This is a genomic window from Rhodococcus sp. D-6, assembly GCF_040256695.1.
In the GTDB taxonomy this organism is placed as follows: Bacteria; Actinomycetota; Actinomycetes; order Mycobacteriales; family Mycobacteriaceae; genus Rhodococcus; species Rhodococcus pyridinivorans.
Map to the genome: position 1 here is coordinate 1956206 of NZ_CP132970.1, position 19219 is coordinate 1975424.

Here is a 19219-nt window from a genome sequence, read left to right on the forward strand (position 1 = left end):
TCATTCCGTGAGTCCCTCCAATTCGGCTTCCGTCCCCCACGCCAGGCTCAGATACGGGCGTTCGGCCACGAACCCCTCGATGAGTGCCCGATCGGTACCCGCCGTGAACCGAAGGCGCATCCGGCCCACGGTGACGCTGCCGACCTGTTCGACCCGGCCGCCGACCACAGCGATGTCGGCGTCGATCGCGCGGATCATCTCCGCGAGCCACGGTCCGTGCGCGGCATCACCGATCGCGGTGACCAGAGCCGTGTCGGCACCCGAACCCGTCGACGGGTCGGTGCCGACCGGGACGAGCGCATGCCCGAGCGCCGACTCGGGATCGGCGACGAGATCGACGATCCGGCCCGTCTCGACCACCTGCCCGGCGGCGAGCCGAGCTGCCGAGCTGCAGATCCGGCGCAGCACCCCGAGTTCGTGGGTGATCACCACGACCGTGACGCCCAGTCGTCTGTTCACCTCGGCGACGAGATCGAGGACCTGATCGGTGGTGTCCGGGTCCAGGGCGCTCGTGGCCTCGTCGCACAGCAGTACCTCGGGTTCGACGGCGAGTGCGCGGGCGATGCCCACGCGCTGCTGCTGTCCACCGGACAGCTGCGAGGGATAGCTCTCCCCCTTGCCGGCCAGGCCGACGAGATCGAGCAGCTCGAGCGCCCGCTTGCGGCGCTGTTCCTTGTCGATCCCCGCCACTTCGAGCGGGAATTCGACGTTCCGGATCACGGTGCGCGAGTGCAGTAGGTTGAACTGCTGGAAGACCGTCCCGATCCGGCGACGCGCCGCTCGCAGTTCCGCGCCGGACAGGGTCGACAGGTCGTCCCCGCCGAGCAGGATCCGTCCCGAGGTAGGCCGCTCGAGCAGGTTCAGACAACGCAGAAGGGTGGACTTGCCGGATCCGGACGGGCCGACGATGCCGTAGATCTCGCCGTCGGGGATCTCGAGCGACACCCCTCGCAACGCCGCGACCTCCCCGGAGCGCCCGGCTCCGGGGAAGGTCTTGACGAGGTTCTCGACGACGATCATCAGTTCGTCGAGTGGACCGGAAGCACGGCGCCGGAGTAGGTCTCCTCGATCCAGGCAGCCGTCTCGGGCGACTCGAGGGCCTCGGCCAGCGCGGTCACTGCCGGGTCGTTCTCGTTCTCGGCCCGCACGACGAGCAGGTTGGAGAAGGGGTTGTTCTCGACCTCTTCGGTGACGATGGCGTCCTCGGCCGGGTTCAGGCCGGCTTCGAGCGCGTAATTGGAGTTGATCACGGCGGCGGTGATCTGCGCGTCGTCGAGCTGACGGGCGAGCTGCGGACGCTCGATGCTGACGAGGTTCAGGTTCTTCGGGTTGGCGGTGATGTTCGATTCGGTGACCACCGACAGGTCGGCCTCCTCGAAGGGCACGTCCATCTCGAGCAGACCGGCCGATTCGAGCAGGTACAGCGCGCGGGCGTAGTTGGTGGTGTCGCGCGGCACGGCGACAGTGTCGCCGTCCTTCAGCTCGTCGAGCGAGGCGATCTTGTTCGAGTAGAGGCCGATGGGCTCGAGGTGCACGTCGGCGACGGCGACGAGGTCGTCGATACCCTTCTGCTTCTGCCAGTCCGCCAGGTAGGGCTCGTGCTGGAAGAAGTTCGCGTCGACGTCACCGGCCTCGAGCAGTTCGTTGGGATCGACCTCCCCGGTGATCTCGACGATGTCGAGCTTGTAGTCGCCCAGCGCCCCGGTGCTCACGATCTGGTCGAGGATCTCGACGTGCGGGGTGGACGACGCCGAGATCCGGAGGGTGGTGTCGTCACCTTCGGACGACGAGCAGGCCGCGAGACCCGCAGCGAGGGTGAGCGCGGCGGACGCGACGACGATACGACGCAGTGACATCGGGTGGATACCTTCCGTTGGGAATGCGGGGACGTTGGAAATACGGGGACGGACAGATCGATTATCGGGGTGCGGCGAAGCGGGCGAGGAGATCCGCGTGAAAACGCTCCGCCACGTTCGGATGTGCCCGCAGGCGGGACTTGAGTGCGTTGAGGCCGTAGACGGCGTGCAGCGTGCCGCCGTGTGCGTCGGGGCCGACGCCGCGGGCGGCCGCGGCCAGATCTGCGGGCAACTCCACCGCCGGGAGTTCGCGGTCGAGGCCGGGATTGAGGAAGAAGGGCAGCGACACGCGGTCGGTGCCCGCCGGGGGCGGCAGCACACGATGGACGGTCGCCTGGAGGTAACCGCCGGTGGCGACCTCGAGAAGTTCTCCGATGTTGACGATGAAATGCCCTGGGAGCGGGTCGATGTCGACCCAACGTCCGTCGCGTTCGACCTGGAAGCCGGTGCTGCCGGGTTCGGGATACAGCAACGTCAGCGCGCCGACATCCTTGTGGCTGCCGACCCCTTGATCGGTGACAGAGCGGTCGTGCCCGGGATACCGCGCGATCTTCAGCAGCGGGTCGGGATCGGCGAAGGCGTCCTCGAAGTGATCGGCGGGGGCACCGAGGGATTCGGCCCATGCACCGAGCAGTCGGCGTCCGACGTTGCCGGCCTCGTCGATCCACCGCAGGGCCAGTTCGCGTAGTCGGGGGACCTGCTCGGGCCACAGATTGGGGCCGTGCAGCACCTCCCAGGGGCGGTCGGGGTCGACCTCGGCGACGGCATCGCGTTCCGGGCCGATGTCGAGTTGTTCGCGCCAGTCGACATAGCCCTGGGTGCGTTCGCCACCGACACGGGTGTAGCCGCGGAAGTGGGGCGAGCGGATGTTCTCGATCGCGAGCTTGCCCGCCTCGGGGAGGGCGAAGAATTCGCGTGCTGCCGCAACGAGCCCGTCGGCGAGCGCGGGCTCTATCCCGTGACCGGCGAGATGGAAGAACCCGATCTCGTGGGTGGCCTCCCGGAGGCGATCGAGCAGGGCGTTGCGTGTGGTGTCGTCGCCGTCGAGATCGGACAGATCGATGACGGGCAATACTGTCGAATCGGACATGATGTGCCTTTCGAACCGCATCGGATGCGAGGAAATCCCGGTCACCGCCGGATCGTCGGTCACAGCGGACCCAGGGGAATCGTGAGAACAGTGCGAGCAGCCCCGACAGGGGTGATCAGCGGCAACGACAACACGCAGGAGCCACGGCGCTTCGAGCGCGTGTGCTCACAGTCTGCGCGTGAGTGTTGCCCATGTTCTCCTCCGATGAGGTCGCGTGCGACCTTCGACGACAGTGGCGCCACGACGTGGTCCTGATCAAGGCTAATCGCCGCCTGGACCACCCGGCAAATCATCCTCGACCGGCAGTGCGACATCATTGACAGTAGGCTGTCGTTTTGTCAGCATACTGTCATGACCGAAACAGTTCACGTCGCCGTGTACGACACCCTGGCGGACTGGGAGATCGGATACGTCACGCCACATATCGCAGATCCCGAATGGCAGCGCAGCCCCGGCCGGTACCGCGTCCGTACCGTCGGAGCCACGACGGAACCGGTCACGACCAAGGGCGGACTCCGCATCCTTCCCGACGCCGTGCTCGCAGACATCACGCCGGAGGACAGCGCGATGCTGATCCTCGCGGGCAACGACATCTGGCCGACCGACGCCTACGCCCCGTTCGTCGACAAGACCCGGCAATTCCTCGACGCCGGCGTTCCGGTGGCCGCGATCTGTGGCGCGACCGGAGCGCTCGCGGCTGCCGGCCTGCTCGACGAGCGGCCGCACACGAGCAACGCTCCAGAATTCCTGCAGAGCGTCGGATACGGTGGCGCCGATCTGTACCGGGACGAACCCGCGGTCACGGACGGCGATCTCATCACCGCGAGCGGCATCGCCCCGGTCGACTTCGCCCGCGCGATCTTCACCCGGCTCGACATGTACGAACCGCGCGTCCTCGACGCCTGGTACGCCCTCTACGGCGAGCGCGACCCGCGCGGCTACTACGAGCTCATGTCCTCCGGCTCGTGACGGAGCAGAACGCGGCCGAGCAGCACCCGGCGGAGGCCGAACTGCTCAGCGCGGCCGCACTGACGGCCTTCCGGCTCAACGGCCAGTTTTTCGCGCTGGCCGAGACCCTGGCGCGTCCGGTGGGCCTGACCGCGGCCTGGTGGCAGGTCCTCGGCGCGGTCTCCTCCGCTCCGCTGCCGGTGTCCGCGATCGCCCGCGAGATGGGCATCACCCGGCAGAGCGTGCAGCGCATCGCCGATCTCCTCGTCGACAAGGGCCTGGCGGAGTACCGGCCCAATCCGGCGCACCGTCGCGCCAAGCTCGTCGCGATGACACCGGCCGGTCGCGACGCGATCCGTGCCATCGGCCCCGCTCACGCCGACGCCGCGCGGGCACTGTGCGAGGAGACCGGATCCGAGAACCTGGCGCGGATCGTGGAGGGCATGCGCGCGCTGTCGGCCGCCCTCGACCGATCGGCCGATCAGCTCCCCGACGGACGACGCGGCGGGAAGTGACGGATGAGCCCTTCCTGCACGACGGTCGCGACGAGTTCGCCCTCGATGGTGAAGTAGCGTCCCGTTGCCATACCACGGGAACCGGCCGCTACCGGGGATTCCGTGGCGTACAGGTGCCATTCGTCGAAGCGGAGCGGACGGTGGAACCAGATCGAATGGTTGACCGTCGCCGCCACGATCCGGTCGAGTCCCCACGACAGGCCGTGCGTGGTGAGGATCGAATCGAGGACGGTCGTGTCGGACGCGTAGGCCAGCGTGGCGACGTGGAGCAGCGGATCGTCGGGCAGTTGCCCGTCGGCGCGCATCCACACGCGGTTGTGGCCGAGCTTCTCCCCCGTTCCCCGCAACACCCAGGCGGGGTCGTTGGCGTACCGCATGTCGATCGGCTTGAGCGCGCCGACGAAATGCGGCAACTGCTCCTCGAAGCCGCGCAGGCGTTCGCCGATCGGCGGAAGCGCTTCGGGCAGGGGAACATCGGGAACGGTCACCGAGTGTTCGAGGCCTTTGCCCCACCGCTGGAAGGCGGCGAGCATGACGAACAGTTCCTGGTCGTCCTGGTAGGCGGTGACCATCCGGTTCGCGAAGTCGCGGCCGTCCCGGTGGGTGACGACGTGGTAGTCGATGGGCCGCTTGACGTCGCCGCCCCGGATGAAATGGGCGTTGATCGCGTGCACAGGACGATCACCCACGGTGCGTCCGGCCGCAATGAGCGCCTGCGCGACGAGCTGACCGCCGAAGGTGCGGCTGCCGACCTGCTCGGGATGACCACCACGGAAGACGTTCTCCTCGACCTGCTCCAGATCGAGGAGGCCGAGGAGAACGTCGAGATCCGTTGTGTCCGACAGTGTCACCGGGTGTCTTTCTCACCCAACCGGTGCACGTGGATGAGGTTGGTCGAACCCGAGCGTCCCGGAGGCGCTCCGGCGACGATCACCACGAGGTCGCCGCGCTGGTACCGGCCCAGCGACAGCAACGCCGCGTCGACCTGTTCGACCATCTGGTCGGTGGTGTCGACCGGCTCGACCGAGAAGGTCTCGGTGCCCCACGTCAGCGCCAGCTGGTTGCGGATGTGCGGGACGGGCGTGAACGCGAGCAGCGGCAGCGGGGTGTGCAACCGCGCGAGTCGTCGCACGGTGTCGCCCGACTGGGTGAACGCGACGAGCGCCTTGGCGTCGAGACGCTCGCCGATGTCGCGGGCGGCGTACGAGATGACACCGCGCTTGGTGCGCGGAACGTGCGTCAGCGCAGGCACTTCCGTCGAATCCGACTCGACGGCGGCAATAATGCGCGCCATCGTGCGGACCGTTTCGACGGGGAACTTGCCGACGGAGGTCTCACCCGAGAGCATCACGGCGTCGGTGCCGTCGAGCACGGCGTTGGCCACGTCGGAGGCCTCGGCGCGAGTGGGACGCGAGTTCTCGATCATCGATTCGAGCATCTGCGTCGCGACGATGACGGGCTTGGCGTTCTCACGTGCTATCTGGATCGCGCGCTTCTGCACGAGCGGTACTTGCTCGAGCGGAAGTTCGACGCCGAGGTCGCCGCGCGCCACCATGACCGCGTCGAAGGCGAGGACCACGGCCTCGAGATTCTCGACGGCCTCGGGCTTCTCGAGCTTGGCGATCACCGGCACGTGCCGCCCGACGCGGTCCATGACCTCGTGAACGAGTTCGACGTCGGCCGGCGACCGCACGAACGACAGGGCGATGAAGTCGACACCGAGGCGCAGTGCGAACTCGAGATCCTCGATGTCCTTCTCCGACATGGCCGGAACGGAGACGTTCATCCCCGGCAGGGAGACACCCTTGTTGTTGCTGACGGGTCCGCCCTCGATGACGCGGCAGACGACGTCGTTGCCCTCGACCGCCTCGACGACGAGACCGACCTTGCCGTCGTCGACGAGCAACCGGTCGCCGGCGACGGCGTCCTGGGCGAGTTCCTTGTAGGTGGTCGAGACGCGGTCGTGGTCTCCGACCACGTCGTCGACGGTGATGCGGACCACTTCACCGTGTTCCCACACGGTGCGGTCCTCGGCGAATCGTCCGAGCCGGATCTTCGGCCCCTGGAGATCGGCGAGGATACCGACGGCGTGCCCGGAGGCCTCCGACGCAGCGCGGACCCGGTTGTAGTGGCCCTCGTGGTCGGCGTGTTCACCGTGGCTGAAATTCAGGCGGGCGACGTCCATTCCGGCGTCGACGAGATTCCGCAGGACATCGGGGTCGGCGGTGGCCGGCCCCATAGTGCAAACGATCTTGGTGCGTCGGGTCACGCTTCGAGCCTAGCCTCCGAGCCTGCGACCCTCCATCCCAGCACCCCGGTGCGTGTCGCCGGGGTGCCGATGGGACGGAGACGTCGGGATGTCACAGGCGACGGAGACGTCGGGATGTCACGGACGGAGCTGGCGTCCGTTCTTGTCGCGGACCTTGCCGGTGAGCATGAGGATGCCGTCGATCAGCGGCCAGATGCCCCCGATACCGCAGGTGAGCCAGGTGACGGCGATCTGCGCGACCGCCGTGCCCGGCTGGTCGAGGTAGAAGCGTCCGGCACCGAAGGCGCCGAGCAGGATCCCCAGCACACCTGCGGTGACCTTGCTCTTGTCGGAGTACGGCTCGCCGGTGTAGGGATCGCGTCCGAAGGGCGCTGCGGCGTCGTGACCGTACGGGTTCGACGGGTCGGGGTAGCCGTAGGCGGGCATCACCCCGTAGCCGGGCGGCGGACCGTATCCCTGTCCGCTCTGCGGAGGCGGACCGTAACCCTGCCCGCCCTGCGGAGGCGGACCGTAACCCTGCCCGCCCTGCGGAGGCGGACCGTAACCCGGCTGCTGCGTTCCCTGCGGACCGGTGTACCGGCCCTGCGACGGGTCCTGCTGCGGGGACCCGATCGGGTAGTGCGGGTCGGGTGTCCCGTAGACCGGTCCGGTGCCGGTCTCGGGCCGGCCCTGATGCTCGCCGTAGGGGTAGTCGCCCGGGGACGGATAGTCGGACTCGTGCTCGGCCGGCGGCGGGTAGCTGGGCGTGGTCCCCCAGCCCGGTCCGTTGCCGACACCCGAGTAGGTGTCCCATCCCGGTCCCGGAGTGCCGGTGGCGCCACCGAGGGAGTCGAGTGTGGGCGGTTGAGCGGACAACGAGGCCTGCGCGGTGGCGTCGTAGTCGAACGCGCGTCCGAGATCGGGCGGCGGGGTGTGCTCGCTCTCCGAGGACCGCTCCGGCGTGTCGGCGCCGGAGGCGGACTCGCTCCGCTTCGTCAGGTCGGGCTGGGCAGGCTCCGTCTTGTCGGGCTCCGGCTTGGCAGGCTCCGAATCGGATGCTCCCGAAGTTCCCGGGTCCTGTGTGGTCACGAGTGATCCCCTTTGCTGTCTCCGGACGTCGCTTCGTCGACTCTACCGGCGGCGGACGACGAGCTGTCCGACTCGGCGCCCGCCCCGCCCTCGCCCTGCGCGGCCGGCTCTCCCCCGGCGCCCGCGGCGGCGGGGTTCAGCGACGCGGGGTCCTCGCGGCCCTTGCGGGCGAGGACGAAGTAGGCGACCGCGAGCACGAATACGATGCCCGAGGTGAACGAGTTGATCCGGATACCGGCGATCTGGGTCGCCGCGTCGGTGCGCATCAGCTCGATCCAGAACCGGCCCGCGCAGTACCCGGCCACGTAGAGGGCGAACAGGCGTCCGTGACCGATCGTGAACTTCCGGTCGACGAACACCAGCAGCAGCACGACGGCGAGGTTCCACAGCAGCTCGTAGAGGAAGGTCGGGTGCACGACGAAGGCCACCTCGCCGGTGGACACGCCGTCGACCAATCCTGGCGCGACCTGCCCTGCGTCGTTGCGCCGTTCGTAGATCTCGAGTCCCCACGCCACCGTGGTCTCGCGACCGTAGAGTTCCTGGTTGAACCAGTTGCCGAGGCGTCCGATGGCCTGCGCCAGCAGGATCGCCGGGGCGAGAGCGTCCCCGAAGGCCGGCAGCGGGATCCCCCGCCGACGGCACCCGATCCACGCACCGAGCGCACCGAAGGCGACCGCACCCCAGATGCCGAGGCCACCCTCCCAGATCTTCAGGGCGTCGACCGGGTCGTTGCCGTCTCCGAAGTACTTCTGCCAGTCGGTGGCGACGTGGTAGAGCCGCCCACCGATCAGGCCGAAGGGCACCGCCCACACGGCGATGTCGAGGACGGTGCCGGCCTGTCCGCCGCGCGCGACCCAGCGGCGGTCGCCCCACCAGATCGCCACGACGATCCCGACGATGATGCACAGGGCGTAGGCACGGAGGGCGAACGGTCCGAGATACCAGACGCCCTGCGGCGGACTCGGCAGATAGGCCAGAACAGACGCAGTGGATGTCACGAGTGCACGTTAGCGGAGCGAACGCCCTTCGCGAGATCCCGAGTCAGTGCGAGCAACGCGTCGGGCCCTTCGGCGACGGCGGAGACCAGCGCCGAACCGACGATCACGCCGTCGGCGTAGCCCGCGATCTCCGCGGCCTGGGCACCGTTGCGCACACCGAGACCGACACCGACCGGGATGTCGGAGTGCGTGCGCACCCGGGCGACGATCTCCGGCGCGCGGTTGTCGACGCTGTCGCGGGCGCCGGTGACACCCATGGTCGAGGTGGCGTAGACGAAGCCACGGCACTTGTCGAGGGTGGTCGCGAGGCGCTCGTTGGTCGACGACGGTGCGACCAGGAAGATCCTGCCGAGTCCGTACTTGTCGGCCGCGGCGATCCATTCTTCCGCCTCGTCCGGGACGAGGTCGGGCGTGATGATGCCGAGTCCACCCGCGGCCGCGAGGTCGCGCGCGAAGTTCTCGACGCCGTACTTGAGCACGAGGTTCCAGTAGGTCATCACGACCGCGGCGCCGCCGGCGGCGGTGATCGCCTCGACGGCCGGGAAGACGTCGCGGACCCGGACGCCGTTGGCGATCGCTTCGAACGCCGCGTTCTGGATGGTGGTGCCGTCCATGACCGGGTCGCTGTAGGGGATGCCGACCTCGATGAGATCGCAGCCGCCCTCGACGAGCGTCTTCATCGCCTCGACGGAGCGCTCGACGGTGGGATAGCCGACCGGCAGGTAACCGACCAGTGCGGCGCGGTTCTCGGCGCGGCAGGTCGCGAAGATCTCGGTCAGGCGTTCGTGCGGGGCGCTCACTGGGCTGCTCCTTCGGGGCCGGTCCGGTCGGCGGACTCGTCGGTCGGCAGGTAACCGAACCACTTGGCGGCGGTGTCGACGTCCTTGTCCCCGCGGCCGGAGAGGTTGACCAGGACGATGGCGCCCTTGCCGAGTTCGGGGCCGAGCTCGACGGCACCGGCGACGGCGTGGGCCGACTCGATAGCGGGGATGATGCCCTCGGTGCGGCACAGCAACGCGAAGGCCTCCATGGCCTCACTGTCGGTGACGGCGCGGTACTCGGCCCGGCCGGTGTCGGCGAGCCAGGCGTGTTCGGGGCCGACGCCGGGATAGTCGAGACCGGCGGAGATCGAATGCGATTCGATGGTCTGGCCGTCCTCGTTCTGCAACAGGTACGAGAACGCGCCGTGCAGGGCACCGTGAGTGCCGCCGCCGATGGTGGCGGCGTGCCGTCCGGTCTCCACCCCGTCCCCCCCGGCCTCGCAGCCGACGAGCTTGACGGACGGGTCGTCGATGAACGGGTGGAAGATGCCGATCGCGTTCGATCCGCCGCCGACGCAGGCGACGACGGCGTCGGGCAGGCGACCGGTGAGTTCGCGGATCTGTGCGCGGGCCTCGAGGCCGATGATGCGCTGGAAGTCGCGGACCATCGCCGGGAAGGGGTGCGGGCCGGCGGCGGTGCCGAAGCAGTAGTAGGTGTTGTCGGCGTTGGTGACCCAGTCGCGCATCGCCTCGTTGATCGCGTCCTTGAGGGTGCGCGAGCCGGTCTTGGCGGCGATGACCTCGGAGCCGAGCAGACGCATGCGCGCGACGTTGAGGGCCTGCCGTTCGGTGTCGACCTCGCCCATGTAGACGCGGCATTCGAGACCGAGCAGCGCGCATGCGGTGGCGGTGGCGACGCCGTGCTGGCCGGCGCCGGTCTCGGCGATCACGCGGGTCTTGCCCATGCGCTTGGCGAGCAGCACCTGCCCGAGCACGTTGTTGATCTTGTGCGAGCCGGTGTGGTTGAGATCCTCGCGCTTGAGGAAGATGCGCGCTCCGCCGGCGTGTTCGCTCAGGCGGGTGGCCTCGTAGACCGGGGACGGGCGGCCGGTGTAGTCGCGCTGCAGGCGGTCGAGTTCCGCGAGGAAGCCCGGATCGACGCGTTCCTTCTCGTAGGCAGCGGTGACCTCCTCGATCACCGCCATGAGCGCCTCAGGCACATAGCGGCCACCGAAGACTCCGAAATGGCCGCGGACGTCGGGTTCGTGCGCGGTCGGAGTGGCGAGGGCTTCGCTCATCGAGGGAAGCCCTCGGCCTTTGGCGGAAAGTGCGGAATCGTCTGCAGTCACGCGTCCAGTCTGCCCCACCACGCGATGCGGATCACGTGGGGGTCCGGACCGGCCGGGACGGTCAGCGTGCGGGCTTGGGGCACGACGGATGCGTGCCCACCGTCACCAGTTCGGCGACTGCCTGGCGCGGATCCCCACTGGTCACCAGTCCCTCTCCGACGAGCACCGCGTCGGCGCCGGCACCCGCGTACGCGAGCAGATCGGCCGGGCCGCGGACACCGGATTCGGCGATCTTGAGCACGTTGCTGGGCAGGCCCGGCGCGATGCGCGAGAAGGTCGTCTTGTCGACCTCGAGGGTCTTGAGGTTGCGGGCGTTGATGCCGATGACGGTGGCGCCGGCCTCGAGGGCACGGTCGGCCTCCTCCTCGGTGTGCGCCTCGACCAGCGCGGTCATGCCGAGCGACTCGACGCGGTCGATCAGCGCCGTCAGGACGGTCTGCTCGAGGGCCGCGACGATGAGGAGCACGATGTCGGCGCCGTGTGCCCGCGCCTCGTGGATCTGGTAGGGACCGACCACGAAATCCTTGCGCAGTACGGGAATACGGACAGCGCGACGGACGGCGTCGAGGTCGGCGAGGCTGCCGTGGAATCGGCGTTCCTCGGTGAGAACGCTGATGGCGCGAGCGCCTCCGGACTCGTACGCTGCTGCGAGTTCGGCGGGATCGGCGATGTCGGCGAGAGCACCCTTCGAGGGGCTGGCACGCTTCACTTCGGCGATGACCGCGATGCCCGGTTCGCGCAGCGCGGCCTTGGCGTCGATCGGTGGGGGCGCGGCTGCGGCGGCAGCCTTGACGGACGCGAGATCGAGGGCCGCCTCACGGGCGGCGACGTCTGCTCGCACTCCTTCGAGAATCGAATCGAGAACTGTCATCGTGGCTCGAGTCCTTTCCCACCCTGCTCAATCCCGATGTGATCAAGCTCATCGGATCTGTCTAGAAGAGTAGTGAAGTGGTTTACAGCGGTCACCGGCGGGTGCCCGTATCACCCTCGCCACCGTCGTCGGTGGGATCCTCACCTGCGTCCAGTGCGTCCCACAGACCGCGTTCGGACAGGGGTTCATCGTTCTCGGCGCGCCGGGCGGCCGCCTCGCGACGTGCTGCCGGGGCGTCGTACTTCGACGACAGTCCGGCCGCCTCGCGCGGGGTGCGCCACAGCGTCACCGCCGCGGCGAGGGCCGCGACGGCGCCGACGATCGCAAGGACGGCGGGCAACGGATAGGTCTCGACGGCGGTCACGGTCGCGCGGTCGGGCAGCGCGGCCACACCGGCCGCGGTCTCGGGGTCTGCGTCGCCGGTGAGCAACCGGACGGCGGGGATCGCGGCGGCGACGGCGACGGCCGCGACCACGAGCGAGACGAGACGCAGCGCGAGTCCGCGCACCGCGAAGACGGCGGCGACCGCCGCGAGCAGCACGAGAGCGAGCGGGGTCAGTGCCGCCGCCCAGCGGCCACCCTCGAGGTCGTCGACGCGGTCGATCCCGAGTCCGTCGGACGAGACCGCGGTGACCCACGTCATCCGGCTCGACGCCCAGAGCAGGGCCGCACCGACCCCGAGCAGCAGGGCGGCGATGACGGTCGGCCGGCGCCGGCGTCCGGTGGTGGGGCCGGCGTCCGGCGTCTCCGCGGTCACCGTGCGTCACCGCCGTAGGTGGTGAGGGTGGACGCGGCGGCCACTGCGGCGAGGGCGGACATGGCCTTGTTGCGGGCCTCGGTGTCCTCGGCCTCCGGATCGGAGTCGGCGACGATGCCGGCACCCGCCTGCACGTAGGCGACGCCGTCCTTGACGAGCGCGGAGCGGATCGCGATGGCGGTGTCGGCGTCGCCCGCGAAATCGAGATAGCCGACGATGCCGCCGTAGATGCCGCGGCGGGTGGGTTCGAGTTCCTCGATCAGTTCCATCGCGCGCACCTTCGGCGCCCCCGACAGGGTCCCGGCGGGGAAACACGCCGTGACGGCGTCGAGGGCGTGTTTGCCCTCCGCGAGTCGCCCGGTGACCGTGGAGACGAGGTGCATCACGTGGCTGTACCGCTCGATGTGGCGGTAGTCGTGCACCTCGACGGTGCCCGGCGTGCACACCCGGCCGAGGTCGTTGCGGCCGAGATCGACGAGCATGAGGTGCTCGGCGTTCTCCTTCTCGTCGTGGACGAGGTCCTTCTCGAGCAGGATGTCCTCCTCCTCGTTCGCGCCGCGCCACCGGGTCCCTGCGATGGGATGAGTGGTGGCCACCCCGTCCGAAACCGTCACGAGCGCCTCCGGGCTCGATCCGACGATCGAGAAGGCCGTCTCACCGTCCGGGCCGGGGATGTGGAGCAGAAACATGTACGGGCTGGGGTTGGACGCGCGGAGCATCCGGTAGACGTCGATCGGCTCTGCGTCGCAGTCGATCTCGAAGCGCTGCGAGAGCACCACCTGGAAGGCCTCACCGGCCTCGATGTCGCCGATCAGTTTGCGGACGTCCGTGCAGAACGACTCGGTGGTGCGCTGGCGGCGGTAGTCGGGTTCGGGCCGCGAGTAGATCGCGACGGTGGCCGATGCGGGCGCGGCGAGGGCCGCGGTCATCCGGTCGAGGCGGGCGACGGCGTCGTCGTAGGCTTCGTCGACGCGCTCGTCGGAGCCGTCCCAGTTCACGGCGTTGGCGATGAGCCAGATCATGCCCTCGTGGTGGTCGACGGCCGCGAGGTCGGTGGCCAGCAGCATCACCATTTCGGGGATCTGCAGATCGTCCTCGGCGAGCGTCGGCAGCTTCTCGAGATGGCGGACGACGTCGTAGCCGAGATAACCGACCATGCCGCTGGTCAGGGGCGGCAGTCCGTGGATGCGGTCGGTGTGGAGCAACTGGAGGGTCTCGCCGAGGACGTCGACGGGGTTGCCACCCGTGGGCGCGCCGGCCGGGACGTTGCCGTACCAGGCAGCGTCGCCATCGACGACGGTCAGCGCGGCCGGGCTCCCGGCGCCGATGAACGACCACCGCGACCACGACCGGCCGTTCTCCGCCGACTCGAGCAGGAAGGTTCCGGGGCGGTCGGCCGCGAGCTTGCGGTAGGCCGACAGCGGGGTCTCCGCGTCCGCGAGCACCTTGCGGGTCACCGGGACCACGCGGTGCTCGGCGGCCAGCTGGCGGAACTGCTCGCGGGTGGTCGTCGAATCGGAACGGCCGCCACCCGAGGAGTCGGTGGTGGCTGCGGGAATGGTGGTGGGCTCGCCGGACATGCGCCCCATCATCCCAGGGACCTCGTCCGGCTCTGCAGCCGCCGTCAGGCGACCTGGAACGAGCGCTTGGCCAGGCCCATCCAGAAGCCGTCGACGACCTGGTCGATGCCGTGGCCGGGGGCGTCGGAGGCACCGAGGGTGACGAACAGCGGAGCGAAGTGCTCGACCGACGGATGCGCGTAGGGCATGCCCGGTGCGCGGTGCCGGAAGTCCAGCAGAGCGTCGACGTCGCCGCGCGCGAGTTGCTCGGCGGTCCAGTGGTCGAACTCCGACGACCAGCCCGGCGCGGCGGCCTCGGGACGCGGGTCGCGCAGGAAGGGCAGACCGTGCGTGGTGAACCCGGACCCGATGATGAGTACGCCCTGCTCACGCAGCGGACGCAGCCGGGCGCCGAGGTGCAACAGCCGTTCCGGGTCGAGGGTGGGCAGGGAGATCTGCAGCACCGGGATGTCGGCGTCCGGGTACATGACGGTCAGCGGTACGTAGGCACCGTGGTCGAGTCCTCGGTTCGGCTGCTGCACCACCGGTTCGTCGTCGGGCATCAGTGCCGCGACCTGCCGGGCCAGTTCGGGCGCGCCGGGGCTGGTGTAGGTCACCTCGTAGAAGCGGCGCGGGAAGCCGCCGAAGTCGTACACGAGCGGGGTGCCGGTGATCGTCGACCCGATGGTCAGCGGAGCGGATTCCCAGTGCGCCGAGACCACGAGGATCGCTGTGGGTCGCGGCAGGTCGGCCGCCCAACGCTGCAGCTGCGAGACCCACAGTTCGCTGTCGACGAGCGGCGGGGCGCCGTGACTGAGGAACAGGGCGGGCGTGGTCGCGGAATCGATGGTCATGACATCCCCTCAAGTTGAAGCTTCAAGTATCATAGAGGAGAACCCGTCGCGCGGCCATTCCCATTCCCCGACCGGGTGCGACAGCGAAACCGAACGAGCGAGGAGCAGGCATGAGCAACGAGGACCCGCAGTGGCTCGATCCGGCGCAGCAGAACGCCTGGCGGGCGCTCGTCTCCGTCGTCACGCGACTGCCGGCCGCGCTCGACACCCAGATGCAGCGCGACTCCGACATGACGCACTTCGAGTACTTCGTCCTCGCGCTGCTCTCCGAGCACCCCGAGCGCAGGCTCCGTCTCAACGCCCTCGCCGCCGAGGCCAACGCGTCGCTGTCGCGGCTCTCGCACGTCGTCACCCGCCTCGAGAAGCGCGGCTGGGTGCGACGCGAACCGGTTCCGGGCAGTCGCGGTTCGTACGCAGTGCTCACCGATGCCGGCTACGACACAGTAGTCGAAGCGGCACCGAGCCACGTGAAGGCGGTGCGCAGGCTCGTGTTCGACGGCCTCGACGACAACCAGGTCCGCGCGCTCGCGCGCCTGGGCTCCGCCCTGGTCGAGCAGATCGACGAAGGTATCGCCGGCGGTATCGGCAAGGCCTGAGCCGCCGCTCGACGACCCTCCCGCGCGTGTTCGTAGGTCACGCCGATCCCGTCGTGGATCCGGATGCAGTCCTGCACCAACTCGCTGCCGTACTGCCCGATGTAGGCCTTTGCGGCACAGAAGAGTTCGTCCGCATCGGGGCTCGATGTCGCGACCGCACGCCCCTTCACCCCGTCGTCAGAAGACAGCACTCTCAATACAGAGAACACTAGTCTCATCGGATAAGAAACGGGTACGCGAGGACGGACTCGGGTGGACCGAGTCGGTTCAGCCGAGCGGAGTTCCGCCCACGCCCCAGTTCTCGCGGGGCACCTCGGTGATCGTCACCCACACCGACGACGGATTCTTGCCCGAGGCCTCGGCGTACGCGCGGGTCACTGCGGAGATCACCTCGGCCTTCTGCTCGTCGGACAGGCCCGGCGTCTGGCTGATCTGGATGAGAGGCATGCGGGCATTGTTGCAGCCCGTCGCACGACCCGCTGATCGGTCCTGCGCCGTGTCCGTCACGGTACGATCCGGACCTCCGTCGTCCGCGGATGCTCGACGAGCGCAACCATCGCATCGACGAACGGGACACCGTCGACCACCGGCGTCGAATAGTGCTGGCGCAGAGCGCAATAGCCCTCGATGCGGCCCGCGGCGCCCGTGGGATCCGACAGCGGATCGACCATGTCGCACACGGCGTCGCCGGCGGCGCACACGGTGGCCACCGGAACGTCCCCGAAGCCCGCTCGCGCCCCGCTCGGCGAGATACCGGGCAGGGCGGCGGGCACCACGACCTCCGCGCCGGTCCCGGACGTCCGCGGATCGGCGATGAGCAGACCGGAGAGATCGGCCGGTCGGTCGGAGGCGTGCGCGAGGTCGGCGAGGACGTCACCGGCCACAGCGGCGCCCTGCGAGAAACCGACGATGCGCACCGCGGCCTCAGGGCACTCCGTCTGCGCCCGCACGACCTGCCGGTGGAGTTCGGCGACCGGCTACTCGGCGATCTGCGGTGCCTCGAGTAGGACGTCGGTATCGAAGCAGGTGTGCGTGCCGGTGTGGCAGGCGGCGCCGACCTGGTCGACGACGAGCAGCACCGTGTCGCCGTCGCAGTCGAGACGCACCTCGTGCACGTACTGGGTGTGCCCGGACGTCTCGCCCTTGACCCAGTACTGCTGCCGCGACCGCGAGTAGTAGGTGGCCTTGCGGGTCGCGAGGGTGCGGGCGAGCGCCTCGTCGTCCATCCACGCCATCATCAGCACGGCGCCGGTGGCCCGCTCCTGCACGACGGCGGCGAACAGACCGTCGTCGTTGCGCTTCAGCCGGGCGGCGATCGCCGGATTCAGGATGTCGCTGCTCATCGAACCGTGATCCCTTCCGCACGCATCGCGTCCTTGACCTCGCCGATCGTCAGCTCCCGGAAGTGGAAGACGCTCGCGGCGAGCACCGCGTCGGCACCGGCCTGCACGGCGGGCGCGAAATGCTCGACGGCTCCGGCGCCCCCGGAGGCGATGACGGGCACGTGCACGGCCCCGCGCACGGCCTCGATCATCTTCAGGTCGAATCCGTTCTTCGTGCCGTCGGCGTCCATCGAGTTGAGCAGGATCTCGCCGACGCCGAGTTCCTCGCCGCGCCGGGCCCACTCGACCGCGTCGATCCCCGTACCGCGGCGGCCGCCGTGCGTGGTGACCTCCCAGCCGCTCGGCGTCGGTTCCTGACCGGCGGGCACGGTGCGCGCGTCGACCGACAGCACGATGCACTGCGAGCCGAAGCGCTCGGACATCTCGCGCAGCACCTCGGGCCGGGCGATGGCCGCGGTGTTGACCGAGACCTTGTCGGCGCCGGCACGCAGCAGCCGGTCGACGTCCTCGACGGTGCGGACGCCGCCTCCGACCGTGAGCGGGATGAACACCTGCTCGGCGGTGCGCGTGACGACGTCGAGCATGGTGCCGCGGTCGCCGCTCGACGCGGTGACGTCGAGGAAGGTCAGTTCGTCGGCACCCTGCTCGTTGTAGAGCGCGGCGAGTTCGACCGGGTCACCCGCATCGCGCAGGTTCTCGAAGTTGACACCCTTGACCACCCGCCCCGCGTCCACGTCGAGGCACGGGATGACCCGCACGGCCAGTGTCATGTTCGATCTCCTTCGGAACCCGACTGCTCGGCCACGGACCGTTCCGTCGCCGACTGCACAATCTTCAGTATCTCGCCGTGCACTCCGGGCGCTGCAGCGACCACCGATCCGGACCCGATCCGCCAGGGCCGGCCCGCGAAGTCGGTGGCGATGCCACCGGCGGCCCGCACGAGTGCGACACCAGCGGCGTTGTCCCAGGGGTGGTGGCCGAACACGACGGCACCGCCGATCGCGCCTCCCGCGGTGAACGCGAGGTCGGCACCGGTGGAGCCGTGCATCCGCAGCCGGGCGACGCGCCGGCTCAGCTCGGTGATGACGGCGAGACGCCGGGTGCCGGGCACCCGACCGCGACTGTCGATGTCGAAACTGCCGACCGCGATCATCACGTCCTCGAGCCGCGCCGGTTGCAGCGGTTCGGTGGGCTCGCCGTTCACGAGCAGCGGCCCGTCGGCGATTCCCGCGAAGCGCTGATTCGTCAGCGGCAGCCACGTGAGGCCGAGGACCGGTTCGCCGTCCTCGACGAGAGCGAGGAGGATCCCGGCCATCGGCAGCCCGGCGGAGTAGTTGATGGTGCCGTCGATCGGGTCGAGCAACCAGACGGTGCCCTCCCCCGCGGACGGGCCGCCGAACTCCTCACCGTGCACGGGGATACCGGTGCGCTCGGCGAGGGCACCGGAGATCCGCCGCTCGAGTTCGAGATCGAGGTCGGTCGCGAAGTCGTTCGGCCCCTTGTCGACGGAACGCGGCGCACCGTGCCCGGCGACGAATCGTTCCGCGACCTCGTCGAGTACACCGCTCGCGACGGCGAGCAGCCGGTTCAGGTCTGCGGGATCGGCCATGGGTCAGCGCGAGACGGCGTCGAGCGCCTCGGTCAGCGTGAATCGGCCCGCGTACAGCGCCTTTCCGATGATGGCACCTTCGACACCCTCGTCGACGAGCGTCGCGATGGCACGCAGGTCGTCGACGGTCGAGACGCCACCGGAGGCGACGACCGGCGATTCGGTGGCCGCGCACACCTCGCGGAGCAGGTCGAGATTGGGGCCGGAGAGGGTGCCGTCCTTGGTGACGTCGGTGACGACGTAGCGCGAGCAGCCGTCGCGTTCGAGGCGTTCGAGCACCTCCCACAGGTCGCCGCCGTCGGAGACCCAGCCGCGGCCGCGCAGCCGCCACTGGCCGTCGAGGAGCTTGACGTCGAGGCCCACGGCGATGCGGTCGCCGAACTCGCCGATGACGCGCGAGCACCACTCGGGATTCTCGATCGCGGCGGTGCCGAGGTTGACGCGGGCGCAGCCGGTCGCGAGGGCGGCGGCGAGGGTCTCGTCGTCGCGGATGCCGCCCGACAGCTCGACCTTCACGTCGAGTTCGCCGATGACCTCGGCGAGGAGGGCGCGGTTGTCGCCGCGACCGAACGCCGCGTCGAGGTCGACCATGTGCACCCATTCGGCGCCGGCGTTCTGCCATTCGAGGGCGGCGTCGCGGGGCGAACCGTAGCCGGTCTCGCTGCCCGCCTCTCCCTGAACGAGGCGAACTGCTTCACCGTTGACGACGTCGACTGCGGGCAAAAGGACCAGGCTCACTGCGTACACATTAGTGCCTGTACCTGTGACATCGCCAA

22 protein-coding genes are annotated in these 19219 nt (G+C 69.4%); 3 read left to right on the forward strand and 19 right to left on the reverse strand.

Going from position 1 to position 19219, the window contains the following annotated elements:
• The 3 genes from RBB84_RS09200 to RBB84_RS09210 form a co-directional block, all read right to left on the reverse strand.
• Positions 1–1020 (reverse strand): methionine ABC transporter ATP-binding protein, encoded by a 1020-nt coding sequence (locus tag RBB84_RS09200; RefSeq protein ID WP_006554050.1) that lies wholly within the window; start codon positions 1018–1020, stop codon positions 1–3.
• Entirely contained in the window at positions 1020–1856 is an 837-nt protein-coding gene (locus RBB84_RS09205; RefSeq protein WP_033097647.1) for a MetQ/NlpA family ABC transporter substrate-binding protein, read from the reverse strand. Before RBB84_RS09205 ends, RBB84_RS09200 begins: the two co-directional genes overlap by 1 nt.
• A 61-nt stretch (positions 1857–1917) precedes the next feature.
• Positions 1918–2946 (reverse strand): 2-oxoglutarate and iron-dependent oxygenase domain-containing protein, encoded by a 1029-nt coding sequence (locus RBB84_RS09210; protein ID WP_033097695.1) that lies wholly within the window; start codon positions 2944–2946, stop codon positions 1918–1920.
• 351 nt (positions 2947–3297) lie between these two features.
• Here RBB84_RS09210 and RBB84_RS09215 point away from each other — a divergent pair, with 351 nt between their 5' ends.
• The gene (locus RBB84_RS09215; RefSeq protein ID WP_019289699.1) at positions 3298–3915 is read left to right on the forward strand and encodes a DJ-1/PfpI family protein; all 618 of its coding nucleotides are present in this window, start codon (positions 3298–3300) and stop codon (positions 3913–3915) included.
• A complete protein-coding gene (locus tag RBB84_RS09220) occupies positions 3912–4409 on the forward strand; it encodes a helix-turn-helix domain-containing protein (RefSeq protein ID WP_024101204.1) in 498 nt (165 codons plus the stop codon). The genes RBB84_RS09215 and RBB84_RS09220 overlap by 4 nt, the downstream gene beginning before the upstream one ends.
• Here the strand turns inward: RBB84_RS09220 and RBB84_RS09225 are convergent.
• The 10 genes from RBB84_RS09225 to RBB84_RS09270 form a co-directional block, all read right to left on the reverse strand.
• Entirely contained in the window at positions 4376–5260 is an 885-nt protein-coding gene (locus RBB84_RS09225) for an acyl-CoA thioesterase II (protein ID WP_006554055.1), read from the reverse strand. The two genes, RBB84_RS09220 and RBB84_RS09225, sit on opposite strands and share 34 nt — an antisense overlap.
• The gene (pyk, locus tag RBB84_RS09230) at positions 5257–6678 is read right to left on the reverse strand and encodes a pyruvate kinase (RefSeq protein ID WP_006554056.1); all 1422 of its coding nucleotides are present in this window, start codon (positions 6676–6678) and stop codon (positions 5257–5259) included. The genes RBB84_RS09225 and pyk overlap by 4 nt, the downstream gene beginning before the upstream one ends.
• Before the next feature lie 117 nt (positions 6679–6795).
• Positions 6796–7746 (reverse strand): TM2 domain-containing protein, encoded by a 951-nt coding sequence (locus RBB84_RS09235; protein ID WP_033097646.1) that lies wholly within the window; start codon positions 7744–7746, stop codon positions 6796–6798.
• Positions 7743–8744: a prolipoprotein diacylglyceryl transferase gene (lgt, locus tag RBB84_RS09240; protein WP_033097645.1), complete on the reverse strand. Its 1002-nt coding sequence runs from the start codon at positions 8742–8744 to the stop codon at positions 7743–7745. The genes RBB84_RS09235 and lgt overlap by 4 nt, the downstream gene beginning before the upstream one ends.
• The gene (gene trpA, locus RBB84_RS09245) at positions 8741–9544 is read right to left on the reverse strand and encodes a tryptophan synthase subunit alpha (protein ID WP_006554059.1); all 804 of its coding nucleotides are present in this window, start codon (positions 9542–9544) and stop codon (positions 8741–8743) included. Before trpA ends, lgt begins: the two co-directional genes overlap by 4 nt.
• Positions 9541–10803: a tryptophan synthase subunit beta gene (trpB, locus tag RBB84_RS09250; RefSeq protein WP_006554060.1), complete on the reverse strand. Its 1263-nt coding sequence runs from the start codon at positions 10801–10803 to the stop codon at positions 9541–9543. Before trpB ends, trpA begins: the two co-directional genes overlap by 4 nt.
• Before the next feature lie 112 nt (positions 10804–10915).
• Positions 10916–11725 (reverse strand): indole-3-glycerol phosphate synthase TrpC, encoded by an 810-nt coding sequence (gene trpC, locus RBB84_RS09255; RefSeq protein ID WP_016696041.1) that lies wholly within the window; start codon positions 11723–11725, stop codon positions 10916–10918.
• A 91-nt stretch (positions 11726–11816) separates the two neighbouring features.
• Entirely contained in the window at positions 11817–12482 is a 666-nt protein-coding gene (locus RBB84_RS09260) for a TIGR02234 family membrane protein (protein WP_006554062.1), read from the reverse strand.
• Positions 12479–14062: an anthranilate synthase component I gene (locus tag RBB84_RS09265; protein WP_197481775.1), complete on the reverse strand. Its 1584-nt coding sequence runs from the start codon at positions 14060–14062 to the stop codon at positions 12479–12481. The genes RBB84_RS09260 and RBB84_RS09265 overlap by 4 nt, the downstream gene beginning before the upstream one ends.
• 44 nt (positions 14063–14106) lie before the next feature.
• The gene (locus tag RBB84_RS09270) at positions 14107–14895 is read right to left on the reverse strand and encodes a class III extradiol ring-cleavage dioxygenase (protein WP_006554064.1); all 789 of its coding nucleotides are present in this window, start codon (positions 14893–14895) and stop codon (positions 14107–14109) included.
• A gap of 110 nt (positions 14896–15005) precedes the next feature.
• Between RBB84_RS09270 and RBB84_RS09275 the strand changes: the two genes are divergently transcribed.
• Positions 15006–15491 (forward strand): MarR family transcriptional regulator, encoded by a 486-nt coding sequence (locus tag RBB84_RS09275; protein WP_006554065.1) that lies wholly within the window; start codon positions 15006–15008, stop codon positions 15489–15491.
• A 267-nt stretch (positions 15492–15758) separates the two neighbouring features.
• On the opposite strand, the gene RBB84_RS09280 is transcribed toward RBB84_RS09275, so the two are convergent.
• The 6 genes from RBB84_RS09280 to priA are packed head-to-tail and all read right to left on the reverse strand — an operon-like array spanning position 15759 to position 19181.
• Complete coding sequence (locus tag RBB84_RS09280; protein ID WP_016935788.1) at positions 15759–15938, reverse strand: 4-oxalocrotonate tautomerase family protein; 180 nt, start codon at positions 15936–15938, stop codon at positions 15759–15761.
• 56 nt (positions 15939–15994) lie between these two features.
• Complete coding sequence (locus RBB84_RS09285; protein WP_065996270.1) at positions 15995–16441, reverse strand: cutinase family protein; 447 nt, start codon at positions 16439–16441, stop codon at positions 15995–15997.
• A gap of 27 nt (positions 16442–16468) precedes the next feature.
• Entirely contained in the window at positions 16469–16834 is a 366-nt protein-coding gene (gene hisI, locus RBB84_RS09290; RefSeq protein WP_006554067.1) for a phosphoribosyl-AMP cyclohydrolase, read from the reverse strand.
• Positions 16831–17604, reverse strand: coding sequence for an imidazole glycerol phosphate synthase subunit HisF (hisF, locus tag RBB84_RS09295; protein WP_006554068.1), 774 nt, complete (start codon positions 17602–17604; stop codon positions 16831–16833). Before hisF ends, hisI begins: the two co-directional genes overlap by 4 nt.
• On the reverse strand, positions 17601–18443 hold the full coding sequence (locus RBB84_RS09300; protein WP_033097643.1) for an inositol monophosphatase: 843 nt from the start codon (positions 18441–18443) through the stop codon (positions 17601–17603). Before RBB84_RS09300 ends, hisF begins: the two co-directional genes overlap by 4 nt.
• A 3-nt stretch (positions 18444–18446) precedes the next feature.
• A complete protein-coding gene (gene priA, locus RBB84_RS09305) occupies positions 18447–19181 on the reverse strand; it encodes a bifunctional 1-(5-phosphoribosyl)-5-((5-phosphoribosylamino)methylideneamino)imidazole-4-carboxamide isomerase/phosphoribosylanthranilate isomerase PriA (RefSeq protein ID WP_006554069.1) in 735 nt (244 codons plus the stop codon).
• Between the last annotated feature and the right edge of the window lie 38 nt (positions 19182–19219).